This is a genomic window from Allohahella sp. A8, from assembly GCF_047946665.1.
GTDB lineage: Bacteria > Pseudomonadota > Gammaproteobacteria > Pseudomonadales > Oleiphilaceae > Allohahella.
The window spans coordinates 3,436,113-3,462,913 of record NZ_CP172312.1 but is presented as its reverse complement, the minus strand read 5'-3'; the positions used below and the strand labels follow the sequence as shown (position 1 = coordinate 3,462,913).

Here is a 26,801-nt window from a genome sequence, read left to right as displayed (position 1 = left end):
TAAATCTACTAAATATAAGTCCTGAATGCTGCAGCGGGACCCTCCGCTGCATTGAGCTTTCCATACGCTTCAAGCCTGTATCTTCCGGCACCATGTTCGCCGGCCGGTCTCATGACCTTTGAAGTGCACCAACGTTCCAAAGCTTTGACGTTGAGTACTGCAGGCTTCGCAGCCCCCCGAGAACATCCTTACACACACCCTGAAGAACCCACTATCACTACACTACAAGACACGCCTACATCATGAATCTAACCGAACTCAAGACCAAATCCGTACCTGAACTCCTCCAGATCGCCCAGGATATGTCTATCGACAATCTATCCCGATCTCGCAAGCAGGACGTCATATTCGGCATTCTCAAAAAACACGCGAAGGGTGGTGAAGACATTTCGGGAGATGGTGTCCTCGAAATACTTCAGGATGGCTTCGGGTTTCTTCGCTCGGCAGACAGTTCGTATCTGGCAGGACCAGACGACATTTATGTTTCGCCCAGCCAGATACGACGTTTTACGCTTCGAACCGGTGACACGGTGTCCGGCAAAATCCGGCCACCAAAGGACGGCGAGCGCTATTTTGCGCTGCTCAAGGTTAGCGAAATCAACTTCGACAAGCCTGAAAACTCCAAGAACAAAGTCCTCTTCGAAAACCTTACACCCCTCTTTCCTCAGGAACGCCTCCGGCTCGAAGCTGGTAACGGCAGTACCGAAGACATCTCGGCACGAATCCTTGATCTGGTTGCGCCAATCGGCAAGGGCCAGCGCGGCCTGATCGTATCGCCGCCAAAGGCTGGTAAGACCCTGCTGATGCAGAACATTGCACAGTCGATCACGCGCAACAATCCTGAGTGTCATCTCATGGTTCTGCTCATCGATGAGCGGCCTGAAGAAGTCACCGAGATGCAGCGTACGGTGCGGGGTGAAGTCATCGCCAGTACGTTCGACGAGCCCCCGGCCCGTCACGTGCAGGTGGCCGAAATGGTCATCGAGAAAGCCAAGCGTCTCGTCGAGCACAAGAAAGACGTCATTATTCTGCTCGACTCGATTACCCGTCTTGCCCGCGCCTACAACACTATCGTACCCAGCTCCGGCAAGGTGCTGACTGGTGGTGTCGATGCCCATGCCCTCGAGCGGCCCAAGCGCTTCTTCGGTGCGGCTCGTAACATCGAGGAAGGCGGCAGCCTGACCATCATCGCTACCGCGCTGGTCGATACAGGTTCGAAGATGGACGAAGTCATTTACGAAGAGTTCAAGGGCACGGGTAACCTCGAAGTTCATATGGATCGCAAGATCGCTGAGCGTAGAACCTTCCCGGCTATCAACATTCGCCGCTCAGGTACGCGTCGTGAAGAGTTGCTGATGTCTGAAGACGAACTGTCGCGAGTCTGGATTCTGCGCAAATTACTGCACAGCATGGATGACGATGGTGCAGCGGTTGAGTTCCTTATCGACAAGCTGAAAGACACCAAGACCAACGACGACTTCTTCCAGTCCATGAAAAAGCAGCGGAAATAGATCTTCCGTAAAGCCAACAGGACAAGGATAGCGCTGTGATCGAGCTCCCGGATCGAGCCCATAAGTACTCGGATCTTCGTGACTTTATTGCGCTTCTCGAAAAGCGCGGCGATCTGATTCGCATCAAGACCCCTGTCAGTCCTGTTCTCGAAATGACAGAGATCAGCGACAGGGTACTTCGAGCCAAGGGCCCCGCGCTGCTGTTCGAGAACCCAACCGGCTTCAGGATGCCTGTGCTGGCCAACCTGTTTGGCACGCCCGAAAGAGTCGCGCTCGGCATGGGTGCGGAGTCGGTGCATAGTCTCCGCGACATCGGTCGACTCCTCGCGTTTCTGAAAGAACCTGAGCCCCCCAAGGGGCTCCGCGATGCCTGGAGCAAGCTGCCAGTGCTGCGCCAGGTCATGAAGATGAGCCCCAAGGTAGTGAGTGGCGCGCCCTGTCAGGCAGTGGTCATCGAAGGCGATGCGGTTAATCTGGCGGACTATCCGATACAGACTTGTTGGCCTGACGATGCCGGTCCATTGATTACCTGGCCGCTCGTCATTACACGGGGACCTGATCCTGAGAAGCCGCGCCAGAACCTGGGTATCTATCGACAGCAGGTTATCGGCCGGAACAAGGTCATCATGCGTTGGCTTTCGCACCGTGGCGGTGCGCTCGATTATCAGGCCTGGCAGAAGGCTTACCCGGATAAACCTTTTCCTATCGCCGTCGCACTGGGTGCTGATCCTGCTACGATTCTTGGCGCAGTGACGCCGGTTCCAGATTCGCTGTCCGAGTACGCCTTTGCTGGCTTGCTACGCGGCTCGAGAACCGAGTTGACCCAGTGCATCGGTAGTGATCTTCAGGTGCCAGCTAGCGCCGAGATCATACTCGAAGGTTTCATCTATCCTGGCGAGACTGCAATGGAAGGTCCTTTTGGGGACCATACGGGGTATTACAACGAGCAGGAGCGCTTTCCGGTCTTCACGGTGGAGCGGATTACACAGCGTCGTGACCCTATTTATCACAGTACCTACACCGGTCGGCCGCCTGATGAGCCCGCTGTGCTCGGCGTGGCGTTGAATGAAGTATTCGTGCCGTTGCTGCAGAAGCAGTTCCCGGAAATCGTGGATTTTTATCTGCCGCCCGAGGGCTGTAGCTATCGGCTGGCCGTAGTCAGTATGAAGAAGCAGTACCCCGGGCATGCCAAGCGCGTGATGATGGGCGTTTGGTCTTTTCTACGACAATTCATGTATACCAAGTTTGTCATCGTCGTGGACGACGACGTCAATGCCCGAGACTGGAATGATGTTATCTGGGCGATGACCACCAGAATGGATCCGGTACGCGATACAGTGTCCATCGAAAATACCCCTATCGATTATCTCGATTTTGCTTCGCCAGTGAGTGGATTGGGCTCAAAGATGGGTTTCGACGCGACCGGTAAGTGGCCGGGTGAAACCTCGCGGGAGTGGGGGAGACCATTGTCGATGACACCGGCAGTGAAACAGCGCGTTGACGAGCTGTGGGATTCCTTAGGGCTTGGGAGAGTGGATTGAAGACTATTGAGTGCAAGGTAAACAGCATCGAGCGATTGAGCGGTGATAATTATCGCATCGAACTCGACCCGGACATGGTCGGCGTCAAGCAGCCATTGTTTGCAGCGGGCCAGTACCTGCAGCTGCTGGTGCCAGGTGTGGCCGATGGCTTCTTTTCCATCGCCAGCGCACCTCAGGCACCAATAATTGAATTGCATATCGAGGCCCCTGAGGCGCTCGAGAATTCCACCGCCATCCTCAGGTATCTCAAGGCTCAGCTGAAGAGCGGTGAAGCGCTTCAGGTAGCGCTACCGTTAGGCAAAAGCTGTCTGGACCATGCTCCAGATCTTGATATCGTTCTTATCGCGGCGGGTACTGGTTTTGCGCAGATGAAGTCGATTATCGAGTTTCTGCAGCAATCGGGTTTCAGGCGGAATCTTTCGCTGTACTGGGGCGTCCGGACAGCGAGCGATATGTATGCCCGCTCAATTGCTGAAGACTGGATGAGACAGGGCAAGCTGCGTTTTGTTGCCGTAACTGCAGACAACGTGGATAACGAGTGGCAGGGGCATCACGCCGAGCTGATCCGTGCTGCAATCGAAGGTCGTCACGACTGGAAGTCGACGATGGTATTTGCAAGCGGCTCTCCGACGATGGTGTACAGTGCACTTGATGCACTGCAACCACTGGGTCTGCCGGAAGACCGCTTCTATTCAGACGTTCTGGAATACGCGCCCAGGGCGCGTTAGTGACCGACCCTGGAGACCATACGCTTCTCCAGTTGATCATGCTGTAGCGCAAGCTCCAGCATATGACTGCCGGCTTCGAAATCGCCCTGCCTGTTGGCCACTCTTCCCAATGCGCCGTAGGTGTCGCTGCTCTCGCGCGACTGGAGACTCTTTTCCAGGCAGGCTCGGGCTTCATCCAGATTTCCGGAGCGTTCAGCTGCAATGCCCAAGGCCAACAGCAGATCCGGATCTTCATCCCTGCCCGCACGCCACTGTGAAAGATCCGCATAGGCCTGTTCAGCATCGCCACTGGCTGAAGCTGCCTTGACGTATAGCAGCCCAAGATCACCATTCCAGTTCCGTGTGAGCGCCTTGCGAAGTACCGTGACAGCCTGGCCAAGAGAACCCGCCCGCATGAGGCCACTGACGTAGCTGCGGATGAACACAGGATGCTGCGCATACTGTTGCGGCAGTGAGTTCCATACGCCGTCGAGCACATCAGTGCCGGTACTGCCATGGGCTGAGTTGTCTACCGAGATACCCGCTGTACTCGCCTTGCTGTCGAGCCAGTTGAACCAGGCAGACTGACGCAGACCGTTCATCTGATCCTCAGTAAGCTTGCAGTACTTTTCGATCTCTGGCAGAAGTTTGACCAGTCCTGCCCAATCGCCGGTCTCCAGCATGCACTGACGGAGCAGTCTCAGCACAGCTGAGTGGCCTGACCGACGGCTGTTAAGCTGGAGCAGCAGCGCCTTTGCCTCTTCGAACTGGTCCCTTGCGACATACATCTGCGCCTTCGTCAGCTCTACTGCAAAGTCGCTGTTGGGCATAACGGCCTTGGCCTGATTCAGCAGCTGATTACTGCGGGCGATATCACCCTGTTCACTGGCAGCCTGTGCAGCCGTGAGGTAGCTCATCATCGGCGCTTCGGACTTGTCCGCCGAATTCACCAGACGACGCTCTGCTCTATCCCAGCGACCCTCAGCAAAGTCGAGGAGACCGCGCTGGGTCCGTTTGTGTGCGCGTGAATCGGCATAGCCTTCACGCCAGGAACGGAACCCTTCTCGTGTCGCCAGCAATGCAAACAGCGTTTTCAACACCAGCTGAACCAGCAGTATCGTCAGGACGATCAGAATCAGCGCGATCCAGACCGTAGTCTCCACGAGATAGCTCATCCAGGAGATGCGGATATAACCGGGGTCGAGCTGCACGAGATAGCCAAGGCCGAGGCCGACTGCGATCGCCAGCAGTATGTATATGAGTAACCTGCTCATGTAGCGTTACTCCCCGCTTTCGTTTGAAGGCGGGTTGGATTTCGGCCCGATCTGGTAGACCGACTCGAGCAAACCCTTGAGTTGTCTCAGCGAGGCTGAGATATCAGGCAATTCGGGATCAACCGAGATCGCCTTCAGGCTCTCTATGCTATCGAGGAGCGCCTTCGTCTGCGAACTATCGGCGACGAAATAGCTGCGGATCCACTTCTCGGCCTTTTCAAGACTGTTTGAATAGATTGCCTGATTCTGCTCGAGCAAGGCGAGCTCAGCCTGCTCAATCATGAGGCGGAGATTCTGTCGGAGATAGTGCGTTTGCTCGGGTGCGAGCAGGGGAGCGATTGGCTCGTCCAGATTGCGCACGATGACGAAGCGATTGAGGGTGTCCTGCGCGGTCGAGAGCGCCTTGGTATACCAGGGCTGCTCAGCCTGCTCCTGAGTATCAGTGTCGGCTTGCTCAGCATCAGGATTGATCACCAGGCCTTCGCCTGATTCCATTGTCTGCTTCGCGAGCGGCGATTCCTTGAGCATGAGCGACTCATCCATGCTGGCAACCTGCTGCGCAAGTGCTTCCAGCTTGAGATAAGCGCCGGTGACATCGACTTCACCGAGTGATTTGAGTGCGAGCATCTCCGAGGCAATGGTCTTGCGGACCGGAATAACGGCGACTTCGTCGGTTTCTTTCAGCGCTTCATCGGCCGCAATGAGAATGGCAAGTGCACTCTCCACGTCTTTTTCAAGGAGCACGCGCTGGTTCGCCAGACGCAGCAGATATTCAGCCTCCGCCAGTAACCAGTCTGTTCGGCTGGTAGCCTGATCGGCCAGCAACTGCTGGGCAGTCTTGTCGAGCTGGGCAGACAACTCGTCAATTCGCTGATCATAGTTCTGCAACTGCTGCTGCAGATTGCTCATGGATGAGGTGAATGCGCTCTGGTCGCTTCTGACCTGCTGCGTGGTGGATTCGACTTTGGAGAGCTGGCTCTCTACTGACTGGTCGATGTCGCTGCGCAAGGACTTCAGGTGATTCCAGGCGTACCAGCCGGCAGCACCCAGCGCTATCAGCAGCAGGAGGAACGCGAGCCAGAGCGGCCAGACGCGTGTCTTTCCCGGGGATGCTGTGTGAGTGGTTGGCGGTGTAGTACTGGAAGTGCCTGCACTGGGTCGAGTGCTTGCGCTGGATGCTCGCGCGCTCGAAGTGGTGCTGTCTGCAGTAATTCCGTTACTGGTGCTGGTGTTCGAGGTTTGATTGTTCACTGTGCCCGCGGCCGGTCTGGCTGGGGCACCGGATGCCAGTGGAGCGCTTCCGGCGGGTTGTTCAGAATTCTGCACAGATTTGTCTGAGTGTGTGTCGTCTGCCACGTTACATCCTTTTTTTTATGTCCCGGCTGCGGGTTCGAGCCCCAGCAACTTTATCATGTTGGCCGGACGTAAATCATCCGTAACCTTGTATTTAACATGTGCGTCCCGCAGTGGCTCAGCCACCCGCTCGCTGGGTACCAAAAACAGCGCCTGCGTGAGCTTGAGCTGTTTCAGTTGCAGCAAGGCCTGCAGTGTCTCGAGCGAAAGCGCGACGACATGAGTGGGAGCGAAGCGCGTGAGCTGTTCCAGTTCATTTGCCGAGTGCTCGAGACTCCTACGCTCATAACACAGTAACGTATCGACTTTTGCGCCCCGTGCCATCAATGTTTCGGCAAGCGTCGTGCGTCCTCCCTGGCCCTTCACCAGCAGGATTCGGCGATGCGTCACGTTTTGCAGCGTGGCGAGCGCCAGCAGATGCTCAGAGCTGTGCCCCGCCTGCGGCAGCAGGATGCGCTGGCTCAGGGTGCGAAGTGCTTCAGCCGTACCACTGCCCAGTGCCATGAGTGGCAGGCCCACTGGCACCTGCGGCCAGTATTGGTCGAGGTAGTCCACCAACTGTCTGGCAGCTGCCTTGCTGGTTACGATGATGTTGTCGTAGCAGTGGATATCGGTGATGAACTTCCGCTGCGCTGGCAGAGGCGCTGAATACAGCAATAATGACTGCATGGGAAAATTCATGACGTCGGCGCTATGCTGCAGACTCGTCAACAGCGGATCTTCCGGCTGCTGAATCCGCTGACCATCGTCGCGTTCGACCAGCGGCCGCGAGAGCAGAATACGTTTTGGCTGCATCGGCGCCACCATTGTCTAGCGTCGGTGATCCGGAGGCGAGTCGCCATATACGGCGTCGAGTATGGCGCCGGCGCCCTGGCTCAGCAAATTCTCTGCCACGCGAACCCCCATGACTTCTGCAGCCTGACAGAGGTTCTCGAACGCTGCGGGTTCCAGTCCCTGAAGCTCAGGCACGCCCTTCGCAGGTGAGTGCTCTTGCAACCTGAGGCTGTCACTGGCGTGGAGAATTCGACTCCCATCGACCTCGGCGACGAGCCCTCTGAGCTTGAGTGAGTCCTCAATCAGCTCACCGTAGCCTGCGATGGGCACCTGACAGCCACCATTCAGGCGGGTATTCATGGCGCGTTCGCATCGCACGATCAGGCTGGTCTCGCGATGTCGCAGCGGCTCGATAAGCTGGGCTACCCGCTCATCATCGCTGCGGATTTCGATGCCCAGTGCGCCCTGTCCAACAGCAGGCAGGGAAATTTCAGCAGGCAGGGTGCTTCGAATGCGCTCATGGAAGCCGAGTCGCTTCAGGCCTGAGGCGGCGAGAATAATAGCGTCGTACAGACCGTCGTCGAGTTTGGCCAAACGTGTATTGACGTTACCTCGCAGGCTCTTGATCGACAGGTCCGGCCGTCGTTCGGCAATCTGGGCTGCCCGTCGAAGGCTGCTGGTGCCGACGACAGCGCCCGCTGGAAGCGCGTCGAAATCGGCGTATCTGTTGCTGACGAAGGCATCGTAAGGGCTGTCGCGCTCGGTGATGACCGGCAGGTACAGACCTTCTGGAAAGGCCATCGGCACATCTTTCATCGAGTGCACGGCCAGGTCTGCTCTGTTGGCCAGCAGCGCAGTTTCGAGCTCCTTCACAAACAGCCCCTTACCGCCAACCTTTGCCAGCGGCACATCGAGAATGATGTCGCCCTGCGTCTTGATTTCGAGGAGGTGGATCTGCAAGCCCGGGTTGAGGGCTTCGAGTTCCCGTTTCACGTGGTTAGCCTGCCACAGGGCTAGCGCACTGCTACGGGTGGCGATGGTAAGTTCCATGGTCTCTCTTTTTCGTCAGCGTTGAACGGATCGCGAATTATCCGCACAGGCTACCAGACCTGCCGACGTTCGGCATGCTTTCGCCTTAGTCAGTATTGCCCGTGAGCGCGCTTCGTACTTGTGGCAGCAAGCGGCGACTGACCGGCAGCTGCTCGTCCGCGAAACGGAGTGACGCAAGATACTGACCTTCTTCTATACGCGACAATGCCTTCAGGTAGGCCGGATTGATGAGGGTGTTTCTGTGAATCCTGATGAAGTGGCTGCTGTAGCGTTCTTCGAGCTGACGCAGTGAGAGGTCGCAAACGGCTTCGCCGCTCAGGTGCCTCAGGGTGACGTATTTACTATCCGCCCGCGCATACAACACATCGGCAAGCTCAATGCGGTGATTCCCTCTGGCGCTTTCGACGGTGATGAAATCTGTACCATGCTCATCTGACGGGCCTGACTGCAGTGCACCCAGTCGGGCGAGCTGGGCCTGATTGGTGACCACACTCCTGGCCAGCGCCTGTAGAAGATCATCCTTTTCTATCGGTTTCATCAGGTATGCGCTCGCCGAGGCCTGTATCGCAGCAAGTGCGTATTCATCGTAGGCGGTGGTGAAGATAATCGCCGGAGGCCGCGTATTCCGACTGAGTTGGCGCGCAGCCGTCAGGCCATCCATGCCCGGCATGCGGATATCAAGCAGCACGATGTCCGGCTTGAAACTTTCGGCCAGTTCGAGAACCTGCTCACCGTTTACGGCTTCCGCGCAGACCAGATAATCGGTATCGACAAGCAGGCGCCTGATACGTTTTCTGGCCAATGGTTCGTCATCGGCGATCAGCAGCTTGAGACTCATGCGCTTCGCGGCTCCACGATCAGGCCGAATGGCGTGGTCTGGCTGTGCAGCGGCATGCGCACGGTCACTGTATAAGTGTCGTCGGTGCGGCTGTTTTTCAGTACAGCTGCATCGCCGAAGGCCGCTGCAAGACGCTGCCTGGTGTTGTCGAGCGCCATGCGGTTGCCAGAACTGCTTCGTTTTTCCTCCTCGCCCAGTCGGCTCGCATCGCTTCGTGGATGCAGCTGTGGTGCGGCGATGGGATTGCTGATCATGACGTAACAGAAGCGGTCCCGTTCCGACAGCTGCAAGCTGAGCGTACCACCCTGGGGCAGCGGCTGGATGCCGTGATAAACCGCGTTTTCCACAATGGGCTGCAAGGTGAGTGGTGGCAGCCTGCCATTGGCTGCGAACCCTGGTAGCTCACTCGGCCACTCCACCGAGAGCCGATCACCCAGGCGTAGCTTTTCGATATCGAGATAAGCTTTGCAGATGCTCAGTTCTTCAGCGAGTGAGATCAGCTGATCAGTTTTCCTCAACGCCACCCTGAACAGTTTTGACAGGTCGAGCACGGCGGCTTCTGCAGCTACAGGGTCCTCTGGTATCAGGCTGGCAATCGAGTTCATGCTGTTGAACAGAAAGTGCGGACGAATTCGGGCCTGCAACGCTTCCAGACGGAACTCGAGTTCACTCTCCCTGCGCTGGCTGGTGAGGAACTGAAGATAGAAGTAACGCAGCATCAGGCCAGTGACCAGTGCACTGATCAGGGCTGTGTGCAGCACAAACTGAAAAGGGCCTGCGAGCTGCTTTATCAGCGCAGGAAACAGCAGGGCGGCAGTCGTGGAATAGATGACCGTAACCACAATACTGATGAGCCAGGCGAGGCTCCCCTGCCAGGCGATGCTGAGACGCTGGGCCAGCGACTGCATCCGGCACACCAGGAAGATGCTGGTAAGCACCACCCAGAGCATGAACAGCGCGGTGAGCGAAAAATAGATCGTATCGAAATGGCCTGGCCCGGAATGCAGTAAGGTGAACAGAACCGAGCCAAGCAGGGCACCCAGTATGATCGGCAGCACGGCGTGGCGCTGACATATATCGGGCAGGAAGCTGGGACTCCCTGATTCTGCAGGCCTTTCTGTAGCATTCACGCCATCGCGCCCTCTTTGATATACTTGACTGCACTCAGCCAATTTGTATGAAGAGAATAGCAGCCAGAATAACTCCTCGCCCTGCCACCGCTCGTAAGACCACTGGCCTCCGGCGTTTCCCATTTCAAACGATTACGAGAGACATTGAACCGCTATGGCCGATCCGAAAGACCAGTCGACCCATTCCATGCCGGCGCCAGCAGGTGCTTCCACCGCCACGCCCACCAATGCTGCACTCTGGGGCGGCCGTTTTACTGAAGCGACCGACGCCTTCGTACAGGCCTTCACCGCTTCAGTAACTTTCGACCAGCGGCTCGCAGACTATGACATTCAAGGCTCGCTCGCTCATGCGAAGATGCTGGCAGCCCAGAAGATCATTACCGATGAGGACCACAAAGCCATCGTAAAGGGTCTGGGCGAGATCAAGGCTGAAATTGACCGCGGCGAGTTCCAGTGGTCGATAGCACTCGAAGATGTACACATGAACATCGAATCCCGCCTGACCCAGCTGATCGGTGCTGCTGGCAAGAAGCTGCATACCGGCCGCTCACGTAACGATCAGATCGCGACTGATATTCGCCTGTTTCTTCGTGATGAAATCGATGCCATTGCGAACCAGCTGCTGGACACGGTAGAAGTTCTGGGCAAGCTGGCCAAACGGGAGTACGCCACTATCATGCCGGGCTTCACGCATCTGCAGACAGCGCAGCCGGTCACCTTCGGCCATCACATGCTGGCCTGGGCAGAAATGCTCAAGCGTGACCATGGTCGACTCATTGACAGTCGTGCCCGCTGTAACAGTATGCCACTTGGCTCGGCGGCGTTGGCAGGTACGCCTTATCCGCTCGATCGTGAACTCACCATGTCCGAACTGGGCTTTGAAAGCATGTCGGCCAACTCGCTCGACGCCGTCAGCGACCGTGACTTCATCATTGAATTCTGCAGCTTCGCGAGTGTGTTGATGATGCACATGTCGCGCTTCTCGGAAGAACTCATTCTCTGGACCTCTGCCCAGTTCGGCTTCATCAATCTGCCGGACAAATTCTGCACCGGTTCGTCAATCATGCCGCAGAAGAAGAACCCTGACGTGCCTGAGTTGCTGCGCGGCAAGACCGGTCGTGTCTACGGCCATCTCATGTCTGTGCTGACCCTCATGAAATCGCAGCCTCTGGCCTATAACAAGGATAATCAGGAGGACAAGGAGCCCCTGTTCGATACAGTTGATACCGTGCGTAACTCGCTCACGGCCTTCCGCGACATGATGGCAGCCGTTACCGTGAACCCAGAAGCCATGCGGGTGGCCGTATCCCGCGGCTTTGCGACCGCCACAGATCTCGCCGACTATCTGGTTGGGAAAGGGCTGCCTTTCCGTGACGCTCACGAGGTCGTGGGTAAGGCTGTGGCCTGGTGCGTAGAACACGGTGGTGACCTTTCAGATCTGCCGCTCGAGCAGCTGCAGTCCTTCCATTCGTCCATCACCGCCGATGTGAATGAAGTGCTGACACTGGAAGGATCGGTCAAGGCACGGAAACTTCCTGGGGGCACGGCGCCGGATCGTGTGGCGGAGGCGGCCAGCGCGACGCTGTCCTGGGTGGAAGAGCGCCGATCAGGAGCGCGCTCCTGAAGGGTCGCTCCCGGCCACTGGCTCCGGATTACAGCTCCGGTGTCGACCGAAAGGAACTGAAAATTCTCAGGGAGCGCTTTCTCACGCTCTCGGAGACCCGTTTCGAACGAATACTGGAACAGTACAACGAACGGCAGTCGGTGTTTCTCAACATTGTGCCGGTACTCTTTCACGTCAATCATCCGCTGCTGCCGGGCTTTACAAGCCGCTCGGCGCCCAGTGGTATCGTCAACTTCACGATCGACAAGCCGCGCATGAAGCAGCTGCAACGGCTGTCGCGCAGTTTTCAGCACAAGACCACGGACACGCTCACGCGACCGGACGTCATCGGCCTCTACGTCATGGGCAGCCCAGGGACGCTGGCGCAGAGTAGCACGAGCGATATCGACGTCTGGCTGGTGTATCGCAACGGGCTTACAGTCGAGGCCGTCAATGCGCTCGGCGACAAGGCGAAGGCGGTCTCTGCGGCTGCAGCAGAGCTGGGCATAGACCTGCATTTCTTCCCTCTGAACGCGGCGCGATTTCGCAAGCAGGCCCAGCAGCGACAGGCGGACAGTGAAGATTCAGGTACTGCTCAACATTATGTGCTACTCGATGAATTCTACCGAACCTGTGTCTATCTCGCTGGCGCCTGGCCACTGTGGTGGCTGATACCGCCGGATTGCGAACAGACTTACGATGCCACGGCGCGCCTGCTGGCAGAGAAGCGGTTCATCCGCAGTCGGGACTACGTGGATTTCGGCGGTTGCCCGAAAGTGCCCGAGAACGAGTTCATCGGCGCCGGTCTGTGGCAGCTGTACAAGAGCATCGACTCGCCCTACAAGTCGCTGCTCAAGTTGTCGCTCATGGAGTGCTACGCCAGACGCAGCGAACTGACCGACGCGCCTGAGGTGTCCACCATGCCGCTTTGTGTCAGCTTCAAGGCGCAGATCTACCGGGATGAGGTTTCTGCAGATCAGCTCGACCCTTACCTCATGCTGTACTGGTATCTCGAGCGCTGTCTCACGCATCTGAACATGGCGGACCGACTTGCGCTGGTTCGTCAGAGTTTCTACATGAAGGCCGGGACCAGGCTGTCGACGAAAGCCGGCAGCGCCAGGGGCGACTGGAAGGCCCGTCTGCTGCAGCAGACCGTCGACAGCTTCGACTGGTCCAATGACTTCCTGCGCTACCTCGATCGTCACGGTCAGTGGAAGACGAATGAGGTGGTGGTCGAGCAGCGTAAACTGGTGCAGGCGCTGACGGCCAGTTATCGCTTTCTTTCATCCCTGGCGCGGAGTCGACAGTCGACGGCAGCGATCAGCGCAAGAGATGTCCATCTGCTCGGGCGAAAGCTGTATGCCCAGTTCCAGCGCAAGGCGGGCAAGCTGGAGCTCATCAACTCGGGTATCAATTCGGACCTGAGTGAACAGCAGCTGACTTTCGAGCTGAAGATCAACGAGGGCGGCGCACAATGGGAGGTCAGGAATGGCGACCATCAATTGCTGCGCGATTCAGAGAGCCTGATCGAGCTCCTGGCCTGGTGCCATCTCAACGGCCAGCTGCGTCCGCACACCAGTGTTCGCATGGTGGTCGACGATAGCCGCGATGAAGAGCAAGCGAAACAGTTTCATGCCTATCACGCCATTTCGCTAGCCGAACTGCAGCAGCTCATACAAACGCTCAACAGTGAAATCGGCTTCACGGCGAGCGATATGCCTGCTGCACCTCAGGCGGCCTATCTTGAGCCGGCGACGCTGCGCAAGACCATCATATTTCTCAATGTTGGCGTTGATCCGCTCGGCAGGCTTACTGAAAAAGGTCTGAGCATGGTGTCCAATCGCACGGATCCGCTGTCGTTTTCAGAAGAGCGTATCGGGTTGGTAAGCAGCGTGGACCTGCTCATCAGCAATAGCTGGAACGAGGTATCGGTGCTGCGCTTCGAGAGCGGCGACACCCTCATGCAATGCCTGCGCTTCCTGCTGGCCTCAAAAAGCGAGACACTCCCGGTGGTGGTCTGCTTCTGTCACAGCAGGGCCCTGGCGCTCTCGCAGCGGGTGGGTCAGTTGTGTCGGCAACTACTGACGACATCATGGGATCGCTATGTCATCGAACAGGATAAGCGTCTCTTCCTGCTGGAACGCGAGGTGGCGGCTGAAGGCAAGAGTGCGGAAGTGAAGCTGCTTGCGCTAAATGACGCCGATGCCCTCGTCCACGCGCTGGCGCGGCCGAAATCGCGATTCATGAGGCTTGTTGTGGATGACTACGCGCTGCCCCGGCATTCACTCAAGGCGGTCGCTCCACTGAACGAAGCCGAGGCGATCCAGCTCTGTTTCGACTACTCACCAGTAAATCGAGCCGTCTATTGGGTTTTTGATGAGTTCGGTACACTCACTAGCGGAGAACTGAGCTGGAGTAATCACTGGGCGTTCGACGCGGTGGGCAGGTATTGCAGCAATGCTCTGCTGGTCTTCATCCGTAACGCGCTGGACAAGCTGCAGATGCAGATCGACAGTGCATCGGAAAGTCCGGTATCCCAGGTCAATTGCTTTGCGGTGGGCGATCTGCCTGTCTCCCGCAACCTCACTGTCTCGGCTCGCGACGAGGCTCAGAATGCCCAGCAACTGTCTCGCCAGACTACTCGTCGGGTCAGCCAGCTTTCACTTGATCAGCCGATATGGGAGAGTCAGCTGGCAGGTATTCGCATCATTGCGCATGTAATGAATGCCGCGGATCGAGGGCAGGACAGTTTCACGCTCAACGGCTGCATCCTTGGATTTGATCTTTATTGTGAACATATGGTCTTCACCCACAAGACTGGCCCTGACGGTAGTCTTGTGGAGCTGGCGCGATACCTTGCCACGGGCGCGAACGGAAAGTCTGCGTTGCGTCCGTTCGCGATTGTGGATCTGAGCTTGCCGGTGGATGCCTCGGGTGACCGCATCGGGCGTGAACTTGCCGATTACCTCAAGTGTCGTGACTGGATCGAGCGAGGCCTCTGGAAGTGTGCCAGTACAGGGTCCCTCGACTGACGAGGCCATCAGTGCTGGACGTTTTTATCTCACTGCTCTAAATGTATACTCGGGGTGCGCGCGGCCAAGGTCGCGCTATCTCATCTTTCAATCAACAGACTGGATACTTGCCTTGTCGCCCACACTCGTCGTTATCTTCAGCGCCAGCTTGCTGCTCCTGTCCTGCGGACAGAAGGGTGATCTGATCATGCCGCCACGTGATTCGCTATCGGCCCTGGCATCGACACCAGTTCCGCCTTCCTCTCCAGTTCACAACCTGCACGCGAGCAGCTGATTATGGATCATTTCGAATACCGCACCGATGCCGACGGACGGCGCACACTGTTCGCAGAGGACTGCGCTGTCGAGGCGCTGGCAGAAGCCTATGGGACGCCCTGCTATATCTATTCCGCTGCAACGCTGACGCGTCATGTGAAGGCTTATCAGTCGGCGCTTGGCGATTATCCCGGCATGATCTGCTATGCCGTCAAGGCAAATTCAAACCTGGCCGTGCTGAATATCATGGCTCGGCTCGGTATAGGTTTCGATATCGTCTCCATCGGTGAGCTGGAGCGGGTGCTCGCTGCCGGTGGTCAGGCTGACCGTATGGTGTTTTCCGGTGTAGGCAAGCAGCCCCACGAGATGCGCAGGGCGCTGGAGATTGGTGTGTACTGTTTCAATGTCGAGTCCTTCGCCGAGCTTCGTGCGCTCGCCGATGTGGCAAGTGAAATGGGCACATCTGCGCGGATATCCGTGCGAGTCAATCCTGATGTCGATGCCGGCACGCACCCCTACATTTCAACCGGCTTGAAGGAAAACAAGTTCGGAGTCAGCTTCGACGATGCGCGGGCCATGTATCGATTTGCGGCCGACCATGCCTCGCTTGAAGTCACGGGAATCGACTGCCACATCGGCTCTCAGATTACCCAGACGGCCCCCTTTCTCGATGCCCTCGAGAAGGTGCTGGCTATGATCGAAGAGCTCTCTGAACAGGGTATTAAGCTGAGTCATATAGACCTGGGCGGCGGGCTTGGCGTGCAGTACACAACTGAAACACCACCACATCCCCGCGACTACGCTGCAGCCATTGTGAAGCGGCTTCAGGGTTCCGGGCTGAAACTGTTGCTTGAGCCGGGGCGCTCCATCGCAGCCAATGCGGGCATTCTCGTGACGAGAGTTGAATATCTGAAAGAAAATCAGGGCCGTCATTTCGCACTGGTCGATGCCGCAATGAACGATCTTATCCGCCCGAGTCTTTACAACGCCCATCAGCAGATTGTTCACGTGACCGAGCCAGCAGCCGACACTGCTGAAGCCGGTCGCCGCGAGGCCGAATTTGACATCGTCGGGCCGGTCTGTGAATCAGGTGATTTCCTGGGCAAGCAGCGCAGGCTCAGTCTGGCTCATGGCGACCTGCTGGCTGTGCGCTCTGCCGGTGCTTACGGCTTTGTGATGTCCTCGAACTACAACACCCGTGGGCGCGCGCCTGAAATCATGGTCTCTGGCGATCAGCATTATGTTGTCCGTCAGCGGGAAAAGGTTACTGATCTGTTTGCGGGCGAGCAGATCCTGCCAGAGCAGGTCTTGATCGGATGAAGCTGCCATTCAGCAAGATGCATGGCCTGGGCAACGACTTCATGGTGCTCGATGGCATCAGTCAGTCCATTGAATTGACACCCCCGATCATCCGCCGCTTCGCCAGCCGTCAATTCGGTATCGGCTTCAATCAGCTGTTGCTGGTCGAGCCGCCGGAGCAGCCGGACATCGACTTCAAGTACCGAATCTTCAATGCCGACGGTTCGGAAGTCGAGCAGTGTGGCAACGGTGCGCGCTGCTTCGCCAAGTTTGTCAGGGACAAGGGCCTTACGCTCAAGAACCGTATTGCGGTCGAGACGCGAAATGGTGTGATTCATCTTCATGTCGAGCCCTCGGGGATGATTCGGGTCGACATGGGCGTGCCTGTGCTCGAGCCGATGGAAATCCCATTTAAAGCTGAAAAACAGAGCGTGGACTACGTGATACAGGATGGAGACGACAGCTTCGAAATCGGCGCCGTTTCGATGGGAAATCCCCACGCAATCATGCTCATAGACGACATCAACCTGTTTCCGGTCAGACAGGTTGGTCGGCGTATCGAGGCTCATCGGGATTTCCCCCAGCGAGTAAATGCAGGCTTTTTGCAGGTGGTTCACGCAAAGTTCGCTAAACTCAGGGTATACGAACGTGGCGTCGGGGAAACACTTGCCTGTGGAACCGGCGCCTGCGCGGCCCACGTTTATGGCCGACTGAAAGGGCTGCTTGGGCCGGAAGCTGAAATCAAGCTGCCAGGTGGCAGTCTGCATATCAGCTGGGCAGGAGAAGGGTCCAAGGTTTATATGACTGGCCCGGCAACACATGTGTTCGAAGGTGTCGTTGATATATAGACGCCAATCCGGCAGGGCCGGTAACTCAAAACAATTATGGAAACGCTATGACTGAATCGTCCGCCAGACTGAATAGCGCTGGCAAGACTGCCGACAAGGCCTCTGGAGCAGGTGCCGCCGCCGAAGGTGGTGCAAGCTCGATAGACACAGCAGGTCGTGGTAGCCAGGGAAAACCCCGTGCACCATCGGCCGCTGATGTTGCCGCCTATCTCCGGGCCAATCCAGACTTCTTTCTTGAACACGAAGACCTGTTGACAGAACTTCGGCTTCCACATGAGTCAGGTGCGGCCATCTCTCTGATCGAGAAGCAGGTCGCCGTGTTTCGTGCCCAGCGAGACAGCTATGAGCAGCAGCTCAATAGCCTGATCGAAACCGCCCGCGAAAATGATCAGTTGTTCAACAAATCCAAGCGCCTGCTGACCAGTCTGCTCGAAGCCAGAACCCTGGATGAGATTCTGGTGGTACTGCAGGATGGTTTCCTCCGTGACTTCCGCGTTGATTTCTGTTCGCTGATCATCTTCGACGAAGCTATCAAGGGCGCATCACCCCGATCTGGTGCCAGAGCAGGTAACGTGCAGCGATCAACCGCTGATGCAGCGATCGAGGTGCTGGATGACATGCTTACTGTAGGTCGCGTCAGCTTTGGTCGTCTGACGGCAAAACAGCGTGAGTACCTGTTTCCGGTGTCGTCCGAATCAGTCGGTTCGTGCGCAGTCATTCCGCTGCAGTATGAGTCGCCTTTAGGTGTGCTCAGCATTGGCAGCCGCAAAGAGGACTATTTCGATAGCTCGATGGGCTCCATGTTTCTGACCTACATCGCTGACACCCTCTCAAGGTTACTGCCACCTCTGCTCTATAAGGAATCCATGGCGCTCCGCAGCTCCTGAGGCTGCGGATCTCTCTCCAGATCCGCTTTCCGTCCTGCCGCCCACCTGAATTTCGTGTCCGTGCCTATTCGGACAAACAGTCGACTCGCACGCCCCTTTCCTGTTGCTATACTCAAGGCAATCTGCAGAGTTTCCGGCAGAAATAACAATCATAAAACGGAAGAGCATGCCCGTGAGTAGTGACCAGAATCTTTGGAAAACCAAATATAACGACCTTCTTGCGCAATGGGATGAGAAAGAAGGCAAAGCTTCGGAGATGATCAGCATCATGCAGCGCCTGGTGGCTCGGGTCAGCCTGGCTGCGGAGGGTCAGAATCGCTCGCTTGATTCTGACCTCAAAGAGCTTCGAAGCCTTCTGCGCACCTCAGGCACCTCACCACGCCAGCTTACTCAACAACTCGAACGCATAGAGAAGCGCGTTCTAGAGCTGGATGAGGCCCGCAATGCGAGCATTGAAGTGCTTGGTGAAATGGCGCAACTCGTTGATCGCCGAGCGGGTGGTGCGGCTGCGAGCCCAGCGCCACCCGCAGAAGAGCGCCGTACCAAGAAGCCGAGCCTGTTTGGACGCTTGTTAGCGGGTCTTTCTTCCGATGGCAAGCAGAGCGCTACGGCTCCGGTCAAGCCAGCCAGCGTCTTGCGCAAGTCCAGTAGCACAACCGGCAGCAGCTTTGATGATCTGCCGCCAGGGATGCTCTCCACTGACCTCGAAACCCTGCCTTCGTCCCCCGGTCTCTCGTCCTTCGGTGAGCATGTGCAGAAAACCCTGCTTCACCTTCTGGCTTCAATGACGCTACCAGACAGCGCCGTTCGGGATCTGGAGAAGGCCCGCGAGAAGATTCTCGCAGGCGCCAGCGATAGTGAACTCATGCTGCTACTCGATGAAGTTGCGGCTTTGGTCATCGCTGCGCTCGGCAAGGGGCAACGCGACTTCGAGACCTTCCTGCGTTCGCTGGACGATCGTCTCTCAGGTATTCACGCGTTCATCACCGAAGCTCACAAGCATCATGAGGATGCTCTTGGCAGTAAGCAGAACTTCCACGAGGCCATCAAGGAGCAGGTCTCGACGATACAGAGCGACGTGGCGGAGGCAAATAATCTGAGCCATTTAAAGGACTCAGTGAAAACCCATCTCGATATACTTATCACCTCCCTCGACGCCTTTGTAGAACATGAAGATCAGCGAGAGCAGACGCTACTGAGCAGTCTTGCCTCACTCAAAGTGAAGACGGCAGAACTTGAGGCTCAAACGGCTGAGCTCAAGATTCGTCTGAAGGAAGAACGCAACCGGGCCTTGACTGATGGCCTGACTGGTGTGCCCAACAGAGAAGCTTTCGAGACGCGCATTCAGGAGGAATTTCAACGCTGGTCGAGATACCGGAATCCATTGACCGTGGCCGTATGTGATATTGACCTCTTCAAGCGCATCAATGACAGTTATGGGCATCTGGCGGGTGATCGGGTAATTCAGATCGTTGCCAAGGAACTGGCCAAGCGTCTGCGCAGAACAGATTTCTTTGCCCGTTATGGTGGTGAGGAATTCGTTATCATCTTTCCCGAAACGAAGCTTGAAGCGGCAGAAATCGCGCTCGAGAAGATGCGTAAAATGGTCAGTGAGTTGCCATTTCACTTTCGTGGCGAGCAGGTTCAGATCACGGTATCGTTTGGTGTGACTGAATTCACGGAAGGCGACAGCCGCCAGACAGCGTTCGACCGTGCCGACGGCGCCATGTATCAGGCTAAGGATAACGGTCGCAACGCCGTCGTGGCCGCCAGCTAATGGCGGCTGGAAGTGCCCCGGAGTGGGGCGCTAGAGCAGGTGTAGTTCTCGTGCCCGCCGCACAGCCTGGGTGCGGTTGACGCTTTCAAGCTCGCGGAAGATAGCTGCGATATGCGCCTTGATTGTCCCGGGCGCAATGTGCAGCTGGTTGCCGATCTGCTTATTGGACATGCCTTCGGCCAGCAGGCCCAGCACTTCGAGCTGGCGAGGCGTCAGATTGATATTGAGTGTCTGATCGCCCCGCTTTACCGACTTGAGCTGAGGCGGAATATACACATCGCCGCTCATGACCTTCTTGATGGCTTCAGCAATTTCGCTGTTACTAGAAGACTTCGGAATATAGCCAATCGCGCCATTCTGCAGCGCAGACTGCATTACCGTGAGCTCCTCACTGGCCGAGACCACCATGCAGGGTACTTCGGGAAACTGCTCGCGACACTGCTGTAACAACGAAACACCGCTACTTTCAGGCATGCGCAAATCGAGCAGGAGAAGCTCGATGTCATCGTGGTTCTTCAGAATCTCGAGGACCTCGTCGCCCTGGGCGGCTTCCTGTATTTCACAGTCCGGATAGAGATCATGAAGAATAAGCTTGAGTCCGCTCCGGAAAATACCGTGATCGTCGGCAATTGCGAAATTCATGGAATACCCTTTTCAAAAATAATCTTATCGGAACCCGGCGTCTGGACTCAGGCGCCACCACTTGCAGCGACTGCTTCACTCAGCTGACCGACCGCCCCATTCGAGGCGGCTGCGCGCTTGGACAGGGCGGTCTGACACAGGGCTCTCAGGCGGGCCGGCTTCACAGGTTTGAACATGACCTGGAAACCTGAATTCGTTGCCGTTCTGATTCGCTCGGGCGCCGTTTCGCCGGTGATGATAAGCGCAGGTCGCGGCGAATCCAGCATCTCATTGAGCTGCTGCACAGCTTCAATGCCTGATGCGCCATTCTGCAGCCGATAATCACTGATGATCAAGTCCGGCTTGTCACTTCTGCTCGAGCAGAAGTCTTTTGCCTCTGCGACGGTCTGAGCCAGCAATGGCTGCAGGTTCCAGCTTTCGAGCAAAGAGCTCATCGCAAGCAGAACGGCATTGTCATCATCGAGTACCAGCACCTTCTGTCCATCGAACCTGCTGAGCGCCGAAGCCGCAGTCTGCGGCAGCTGGGCCTGGTGCAGGCTGTAGGTCCGCGGTAGGATAATGTCAAAGCGTGTCCATTCGCTATAGACCGAATGGAGGCGTATTTCATGATCGAGCACTTCGCAGGCGCGCTTCACGATGGCCAGACCCAGGCCGATACCCTTGCTGCGGTCTCGCTCCTCGTTATTCAGCTGAACGAACTCGGAAAAGATCTGCGCCTGTTTGCTCTTGCGAATACCAATGCCCTGGTCCATCACGAAGAAGCGCACTTTGGCACCTTCGCGCCGACAGCCCACGAGTACGGCACCTTTCTCAGTATATTTGATCGCGTTGGAAAGCAGGTTTCGGGCGATCTGTTCCAGCAACTGGGGGTCGCTACATACCAGCAGCTTGGATGGCAGTATCCGCAAGTCCAGCGACTTGTCTTCGGCCGACTGTCGGAACAGTAGTTCCAGCTTGTCGAAAATATCCTGCATCGCGACCGGCTGCATGTTGGCCTCGGTAACGCCGGCTTCAAGACGTGAGATGTCGAGCAGGGAGTTGAACATGCTCTGCATGGACTCGAGCGATTTCTGCAGGTCTTCATAGATGCCCCGTCCGCGCTCGCTGCGGACCTCACGGTCCAGTGCCTCGAGGAACAGGTTCATGGCGTGGAGCGGCTGCCTGAGATCGTGGCTGGCTGCTGCCAGGAAGCGGGTCTTGTCGCGGTTGGCCTTGTCCGCCTCCCAACGTGCCTGTCTGGCCTTCAGGGCAAAGTTGCGGGCGTCGAATTTCTGCTCGAGGTAGCGCTCGTTGAGCTTACGAATTTCCGCGGTGCGGTGCTGGACCTGCTGTTCCACTTCGGTTTCGTTGCGCCGGATCTGTTCCTGCAGCGACTTCACCTTACGCTGCAGGCTGTCTACGCCGAGCAGCAGCTGATTGTAGTGCGCTGCAATCATATCGAACTCATCGCGGACCTGGGTGCTCCCGCTCAGCGGAAGCAGGTGGCGGGCCGGTGCGTGGGTTTCAAGATTGGCAAGGCGCCGCAGCAGGCCTTGCAGCCGACCTTCGATGCGAAAGCGCAAGGATTGGTAATAGAAAAAAGCCAGACCAAGGAATAGTAACAGCAGGGACCCGATGAGCAGCCTCGCCGCCTGGAAAACGCCCTGCACGGTGTTGGCAGGCTTGAGGTACAACTTGAGGTAGCCGCTACGTTCGGCGGCACTCAGCGCGCGGCCGGTCTCGCCGGTGTCGACTGGCAGGCTCTTGAAATCGAAAATCTGGGTGTCATAGGCAAGATCAGGATCATCGCCGCCAATCTTGGTCAGGTCCTTGCTGGTGATGCCAGCGAGATCGAGCGAGTCGGCAGCGTCTCCGGCACCCTTGCCACTCAAGCCTGATATATCGGTGCGCTCAGGCTGATATTCCAGCCATGGGGTTTCGCGCTCTCGATAAATCTGTGCCACCTTTATGGGCAATACATCGTTCAGCGTACGTAGACCAATAAATGCCGCGTTTTCATCGCCATTCTTCACGGCGGCAGAAATCTGCGGCAGCACAAAGTGCACCGCTGTGGCGACTTCCTGTTTCTGTCGATCGGCCAGGACCTGACTGAAGGCGAACCATACGGCCGACAGCGACGCGATCGTCATGACCACGAGCAGGATCAGGAACCTGTTGAGCAGGCTTGGCACGAGGATCGAAGGGATGGGTGCCTTATTATTGAGCATTGACTACAGACGTTAGTGACATAAATTCGTTATCATCCGGAGCACTGGAATTTCCCGTTCGGATGTCGACCGGCGGAACCCTGCTGACCCAATTGGATCAGAATGCCTAAAACTTTCAGACTATATCATTTTGCCCGCCCATAATGTTACGAATATCCAATAACAGAGGCTGTGTCACAGTGCGCGATGCTTTCCGCAGGCGCGGGTTTCAGTGCGCGCTGATTCTGCTCACGCTTGTGTCCGCTGTCATGCTGCCAATTGGCGCTGCAGCGGCCCCAGACAGCCAGCCAGCCGGTGAGCAGCAGGGGCAGGTGGCGGGCACTACCGATCTGCTTACACCCTTCGAGCGCTCATGGCTGAATGCTCAGCCACAGCTCATTATTGGTAACGACCCAAACTGGCCCCCCTTCGAAATGCGTAACGACCGTGGTGATGTGGTCGGCATCGTGGCCGACTACGTCGCGTTGCTAGAGTCACGCCTGAACTACAAATTTGGACGGGTCGCCGCCAATGACTTCGCTTCGACCATACAGGGTCTCGAGGATGGTACCATCGACATGGTATCAGCAGTCGGCGTCACGCCCCGGCGTCGTGGCAAGATGAGCTTCACGAACACCCTGCTCAGCTATCCCATCGTCATGGCCGTAAGAGACTCGCAGAATTTCGTGGGGTCTCTCGACGATCTTGGTAACGAGCGGGTGGCAGTGGTGAAGAATTACGCTAGCCAGGATTTCCTGCTCACCAATCATCCACAGCTCAACATGTTCTTCGTCGACACGCTGCAGGAGGGTTTGCTGTCACTGTCGAACGGCGAAATCGATGTGCTTGTGAGCAATATTCCCAGTATTACCTACCTAGTCAACCGTCTTGGCATCAGCAATATCAAGCTGACGGGCATTACCCCTTACACCTATGAAGTCGCCATCGGCATGAGTCGCGATTCGCCGATGCTCAAGCGCATTCTCGACAAGGCGCTGCTGACAATCACGCCGGATGAGCAGCAGGCGATTTACCGAAACTGGCTCAGCTTCAGCTATGAAGAGGCGGTCGACTACGGTCTAGTGTGGCGTGTCGTTGGAATTGCTGCGCTGGTGGTGGCCATCTTCCTGTATTGGAACCGCAAGCTGTCGCGAGAAATTGACGAGCGCATGCGGTCGGAAGTCCGCCTGCGCAAGAGCGAGGAGCGTCTGCGGTCGGCCATCAAGCGCGCGGAAGTGCTGGCCAAGGAGGCTGAAGCTGCCAACAAGGCCAAAAGTGAGTTTCTCGCCAACATGTCTCATGAAATTCGCACGCCCATGAACGCCGTCATCGGTTATACCGAGCTGCTGGAGGGCTTGATTCAGGATGCCAAGCAACAGTCTTACATCGATGCCGTCAAGAAGGGTGCGCGGGCACTGCTTTCAGTCATCAACGATATTCTCGATCTCTCGAAAATTGAATCCGGCAAGATCAGTATTGAGCTCGGCCGGGTCGATGTGCGGCGTCTGATCAATGATGTGGCCACACTATTCTCAGCGCGCTGCGCACAGAAGCAACTCGACTTCAGGGTTACCGTCGACCCGGAGGTTCCCATTGCTCTGAATTTGGATGAGGTGCGGATCCGTCAGGTCCTGCTCAATCTGGTGGGCAACGCCATCAAATTTACCCACAAGGGTTACATCGCCCTCTCGGTAGCAGCGGTGCCTGGCGCGCCAAAAAGCAACACGGTTGAACTCGTCATCGCCGTGGAAGACTCCGGCATCGGTATAGCGCCGGACCAGCACGCACGGATTTTCAATGCCTTTGAACAGCATGAAGGGCAAAGCAACCGACAGTATGGGGGCACCGGCCTCGGGCTCGCCATTACCAAGAAGCTGGTTGAGATGATGAATGGTGAGATTGGGCTGGTAAGCGACCAGGGTAGCGGGGCCCGCTTCGAAATTCGGCTGCATCATGTGCTGGTCGTGCAGGAGGAGGATGAAGAGCCACTGCAGATAACCACCCGGTACGAACCAGCAGGCGCCGCTGATTCGAAGGGTCTGGGCACAGTCGCTTCGATCAATCAGCCCGTCGCTACAAGTGCCGAGCCGGCTAACGGAGCAGCTGAGCGGACGCCACGCAAGTCAGCGAGTACGGCCGCGTCGTCGAACGGTCACCGGAAGGGAGAGGGGCGGCTGGAACGACTGCTGGCTGGCGAATTCAGGGAGCTGCATGACTACCTGCTGGATAGCGGCGACTTACAGGAGGCAGCCAGTTTCGGCGAACGGCTGACAGCCCTGGGCATACAGTTCGACAAGCAGAACGTGATTGACTATGCCCAATCGCTCTTGCGTGCAGTGAACCAATTTGATCTTGATGCGATGAACGCAATCCTGCTGGCCTATGACGACCTCATGGCCGCACTCGACGATGAGGGTCGCGTCGACACTGACGACACCGCTGCGCCCGCGGACGGCACCGATAAGACAGAATCCTAATAGCTTTCATCCTCGCTGCTGACTTCGACGTGCAGCAGGTGGCCCATATCATCGCATACCGCGGTCATCCTGATTGGCCGGCAACAGACCTGACAGTCCTCGACGTAGGGCTCGCCAGCCTCGCTGGTGTCGACCAGAATCGAAATCATTTCTCCACAGTTCGGACAGCTGATTAACGTGCTCTCTACACTTGCCATGGCGAGTTCCTCCTACGATTAATTTTTTGGCATCGACCATCTACTGTCTATACTCATGTAACAGCCTGATCGTTCAAACCGCAACCAAATAACAGCCGCCATAGGGGTCGGAATGTCGGATTCTTCTCGTTTTGATCTCGTTTTCTCCGGACGCGTGCTGCCGCAGTTCAATCTCCAGCAGGTGAAAATGAATCTGCAGCGGCTTTTCAACGCCAACGATGCCCAGCTGGCCAGAATGTTTTCCGGTGAGGCGGTAGTGCTGAAAAGCAGACTGACGGAAGAGGACGCCGAAAAATATCGTATGGCGCTCACCCGCCAAGGCGCCGAATGTGAGCTCCGTGACAGAGCGCTGCATGAGACCGCAGCAGCGCCCGCGGAGACCAGGACAGCGAACGCTGCTGCATCGGCGGAAGCCTCCGTGGTGGCTGAAGCGTCGACTAGTCAGCCAGCGGAACACAGCGTCATCGACGACATTCTCGCGGGCATCGACTGGGACCTGGCGCCAGTAGGCAGTCGGATGGGGCCGGAGCGCGACACGGCGCCGGCGGAAATCCTGCAGTCGGTGAGTTTCGATCTGGCGCCAACAGGCAGCACCATGGGTCAGAAAAGCGTTGAGTCAACACCGGTGGTTCCGGATGTTTCCCATCTCAGCGTAAGCAAGTAGGCCTGGACGCGAACGCTCGCGCTAGAGTGGCCGTTTGGGCTTGATGCAGGCCAGTACCTGTTCGCATTGCTTCGTCCCATAAGCTTCGAGTAGCTCGATAAGCCCCACTTCGTCGTGAGTGCGAATGAGGTCGAGCGAGCGCCGCATGTAGTCGAGGTTGTCATAAATGATCTGCGGGCCCTGCTGCAAGGCCAGGAAACTACAGCGTTTTGCAGATGGCCAGAGATTGTTGATCATCTCGACGATGAAGTGGTTGCGGGCGTATACCAGCGAGGCCTGGGTATATTCGATGCCGAGCTCATGAAAGCGCTGAAGCTTGCCGGCTTCGAAGGAGGCCTTCATTTCGAGGTAGAGTGCTTCCATGTGCTGCATGTCTTCATCGCGCCACTCGCGAACGAGCTTGCGGCCGGTATTACCCAGAATGAGGAGCAAGGTTTCATAGAGTGCCCGCACGAAGTCTTCGTCAAGCGTGGTAACGAAGGTGCCTTTCCGCGGGACGATTTTGACGAGGTAGCGTTTTTCGATCAGAAGCAGGGCTTCTCGAACACAGCCATGGCTGACGTCAAGTTTCTTGGCCATGCTGCTTTCGATGATCCGTTCTCCGGAGTGCATCTGTCCGTGAACGATCTGATCCTCAAGATATTGGGCAACTTGCTCGGTGAGCGTCTCCCTCGCTGAAAACTGCATTGATATGGATGTCCTGTCTGTGCCTCAGGATGAGGGTTTGCGCCGGCCAGTAATACACCATAAATGCGG

The 26,801-nt window shown here is 56.8% G+C and carries 22 protein-coding genes; 12 read left to right on the top strand and 10 right to left on the bottom strand.

Going from position 1 to position 26,801, the window contains the following annotated elements:
- Window positions 1–242: 242 nt before the first annotated feature.
- Genes rho through ACH3PB_RS15480 form a run of 3 tightly spaced genes read left to right on the top strand, consistent with a single transcriptional unit; the run spans window position 243 to window position 3,780 of the window.
- A complete protein-coding gene (gene rho, locus ACH3PB_RS15490) occupies window positions 243–1,511 on the top strand; it encodes a transcription termination factor Rho (RefSeq protein WP_416396315.1) in 1,269 nt (422 codons plus the stop codon).
- Between the two features lie 38 nt (window positions 1,512–1,549).
- Window positions 1,550–3,052, top strand: coding sequence for a 4-hydroxy-3-polyprenylbenzoate decarboxylase (gene ubiD / locus ACH3PB_RS15485; protein WP_416399475.1), 1,503 nt, complete (start codon window positions 1,550–1,552; stop codon window positions 3,050–3,052).
- Window positions 3,049–3,780, top strand: coding sequence for a CDP-6-deoxy-delta-3,4-glucoseen reductase (locus tag ACH3PB_RS15480; RefSeq protein ID WP_416396313.1), 732 nt, complete (start codon window positions 3,049–3,051; stop codon window positions 3,778–3,780). The genes ubiD and ACH3PB_RS15480 overlap by 4 nt, the downstream gene beginning before the upstream one ends.
- Here ACH3PB_RS15480 and ACH3PB_RS15475 read toward each other — a convergent pair.
- From ACH3PB_RS15475 to ACH3PB_RS15450, 6 genes are all read right to left on the bottom strand, one after another.
- A complete protein-coding gene (locus ACH3PB_RS15475) occupies window positions 3,777–5,033 on the bottom strand; it encodes a heme biosynthesis HemY N-terminal domain-containing protein (protein ID WP_416396311.1) in 1,257 nt (418 codons plus the stop codon). The two genes, ACH3PB_RS15480 and ACH3PB_RS15475, sit on opposite strands and share 4 nt — an antisense overlap.
- Before the next feature lie 6 nt (window positions 5,034–5,039).
- Window positions 5,040–6,389 carry a uroporphyrinogen-III C-methyltransferase gene (locus ACH3PB_RS15470; protein ID WP_416396309.1) on the bottom strand — a complete coding sequence of 450 codons (1,350 nt, stop codon included), beginning with the start codon at window positions 6,387–6,389 and terminating at the stop codon, window positions 5,040–5,042.
- Between the two features lie 15 nt (window positions 6,390–6,404).
- A complete protein-coding gene (locus ACH3PB_RS15465; RefSeq protein WP_416396307.1) occupies window positions 6,405–7,181 on the bottom strand; it encodes a uroporphyrinogen-III synthase in 777 nt (258 codons plus the stop codon).
- 15 nt (window positions 7,182–7,196) lie between these two features.
- Window positions 7,197–8,210 carry a hydroxymethylbilane synthase gene (gene hemC, locus ACH3PB_RS15460; RefSeq protein ID WP_416396305.1) on the bottom strand — a complete coding sequence of 338 codons (1,014 nt, stop codon included), beginning with the start codon at window positions 8,208–8,210 and terminating at the stop codon, window positions 7,197–7,199.
- Between the two features lie 85 nt (window positions 8,211–8,295).
- Entirely contained in the window at window positions 8,296–9,048 is a 753-nt protein-coding gene (locus tag ACH3PB_RS15455) for a LytR/AlgR family response regulator transcription factor (RefSeq protein ID WP_416396303.1), read from the bottom strand.
- A complete protein-coding gene (locus tag ACH3PB_RS15450; RefSeq protein WP_416396301.1) occupies window positions 9,045–10,178 on the bottom strand; it encodes a sensor histidine kinase in 1,134 nt (377 codons plus the stop codon). Before ACH3PB_RS15450 ends, ACH3PB_RS15455 begins: the two co-directional genes overlap by 4 nt.
- A gap of 187 nt (window positions 10,179–10,365) precedes the next feature.
- Between ACH3PB_RS15450 and argH the strand changes: the two genes are divergently transcribed.
- The 7 genes from argH (at window position 10,366) to ACH3PB_RS15415 (ending at window position 19,879) form a co-directional block, all read left to right on the top strand.
- Window positions 10,366–11,802 carry an argininosuccinate lyase gene (gene argH, locus ACH3PB_RS15445; protein WP_416399474.1) on the top strand — a complete coding sequence of 479 codons (1,437 nt, stop codon included), beginning with the start codon at window positions 10,366–10,368 and terminating at the stop codon, window positions 11,800–11,802.
- A complete protein-coding gene (locus ACH3PB_RS15440; protein WP_416399473.1) occupies window positions 11,691–14,813 on the top strand; it encodes a class I adenylate cyclase in 3,123 nt (1,040 codons plus the stop codon). The genes argH and ACH3PB_RS15440 overlap by 112 nt, the downstream gene beginning before the upstream one ends.
- Window positions 14,707–15,087: an LPS translocon maturation chaperone LptM gene (gene lptM, locus ACH3PB_RS15435; RefSeq protein ID WP_416396300.1), complete on the top strand. Its 381-nt coding sequence runs from the start codon at window positions 14,707–14,709 to the stop codon at window positions 15,085–15,087. Before ACH3PB_RS15440 ends, lptM begins: the two co-directional genes overlap by 107 nt.
- A 2-nt stretch (window positions 15,088–15,089) precedes the next feature.
- Window positions 15,090–16,388 carry a diaminopimelate decarboxylase gene (gene lysA / locus ACH3PB_RS15430; protein ID WP_416396298.1) on the top strand — a complete coding sequence of 433 codons (1,299 nt, stop codon included), beginning with the start codon at window positions 15,090–15,092 and terminating at the stop codon, window positions 16,386–16,388.
- Window positions 16,385–17,215, top strand: a complete 831-nt coding sequence (gene dapF, locus ACH3PB_RS15425) for a diaminopimelate epimerase (RefSeq protein WP_416396296.1) — start codon at window positions 16,385–16,387, stop codon at window positions 17,213–17,215. Before lysA ends, dapF begins: the two co-directional genes overlap by 4 nt.
- 47 nt (window positions 17,216–17,262) lie before the next feature.
- Window positions 17,263–18,102 carry a DUF484 family protein gene (locus ACH3PB_RS15420; protein ID WP_416396294.1) on the top strand — a complete coding sequence of 280 codons (840 nt, stop codon included), beginning with the start codon at window positions 17,263–17,265 and terminating at the stop codon, window positions 18,100–18,102.
- A 172-nt stretch (window positions 18,103–18,274) separates the two neighbouring features.
- Window positions 18,275–19,879 carry a GGDEF domain-containing protein gene (locus ACH3PB_RS15415; protein ID WP_416396292.1) on the top strand — a complete coding sequence of 535 codons (1,605 nt, stop codon included), beginning with the start codon at window positions 18,275–18,277 and terminating at the stop codon, window positions 19,877–19,879.
- Window positions 19,880–19,909: 30 nt separating this feature from the next.
- On the opposite strand, the gene ACH3PB_RS15410 is transcribed toward ACH3PB_RS15415, so the two are convergent.
- Together ACH3PB_RS15410 and ACH3PB_RS15405 are read right to left on the bottom strand one after the other, a co-directional pair.
- Window positions 19,910–20,521 (bottom strand): response regulator, encoded by a 612-nt coding sequence (locus ACH3PB_RS15410; RefSeq protein ID WP_416396290.1) that lies wholly within the window; start codon window positions 20,519–20,521, stop codon window positions 19,910–19,912.
- 47 nt (window positions 20,522–20,568) lie between these two features.
- Entirely contained in the window at window positions 20,569–22,728 is a 2,160-nt protein-coding gene (locus ACH3PB_RS15405; RefSeq protein ID WP_416396288.1) for a hybrid sensor histidine kinase/response regulator, read from the bottom strand.
- Between the two features lie 179 nt (window positions 22,729–22,907).
- Between ACH3PB_RS15405 and ACH3PB_RS15400 the strand changes: the two genes are divergently transcribed.
- Window positions 22,908–25,184 carry an ATP-binding protein gene (locus ACH3PB_RS15400; RefSeq protein ID WP_416396286.1) on the top strand — a complete coding sequence of 759 codons (2,277 nt, stop codon included), beginning with the start codon at window positions 22,908–22,910 and terminating at the stop codon, window positions 25,182–25,184.
- Here ACH3PB_RS15400 and ACH3PB_RS15395 read toward each other — a convergent pair.
- The gene (locus tag ACH3PB_RS15395; RefSeq protein ID WP_416396284.1) at window positions 25,181–25,381 is read right to left on the bottom strand and encodes a CPXCG motif-containing cysteine-rich protein; all 201 of its coding nucleotides are present in this window, start codon (window positions 25,379–25,381) and stop codon (window positions 25,181–25,183) included. The genes ACH3PB_RS15400 and ACH3PB_RS15395 overlap by 4 nt on opposite strands.
- A gap of 112 nt (window positions 25,382–25,493) precedes the next feature.
- On the opposite strand from ACH3PB_RS15395, the gene ACH3PB_RS15390 reads away from it, so the two are divergent.
- Complete coding sequence (locus tag ACH3PB_RS15390; RefSeq protein ID WP_416396282.1) at window positions 25,494–26,045, top strand: hypothetical protein; 552 nt, start codon at window positions 25,494–25,496, stop codon at window positions 26,043–26,045.
- Window positions 26,046–26,066: 21 nt separating this feature from the next.
- On the opposite strand, the gene ACH3PB_RS15385 is transcribed toward ACH3PB_RS15390, so the two are convergent.
- Window positions 26,067–26,732 carry a GntR family transcriptional regulator gene (locus ACH3PB_RS15385; RefSeq protein ID WP_416396280.1) on the bottom strand — a complete coding sequence of 222 codons (666 nt, stop codon included), beginning with the start codon at window positions 26,730–26,732 and terminating at the stop codon, window positions 26,067–26,069.
- Window positions 26,733–26,801: the final 69 nt, after the last annotated feature.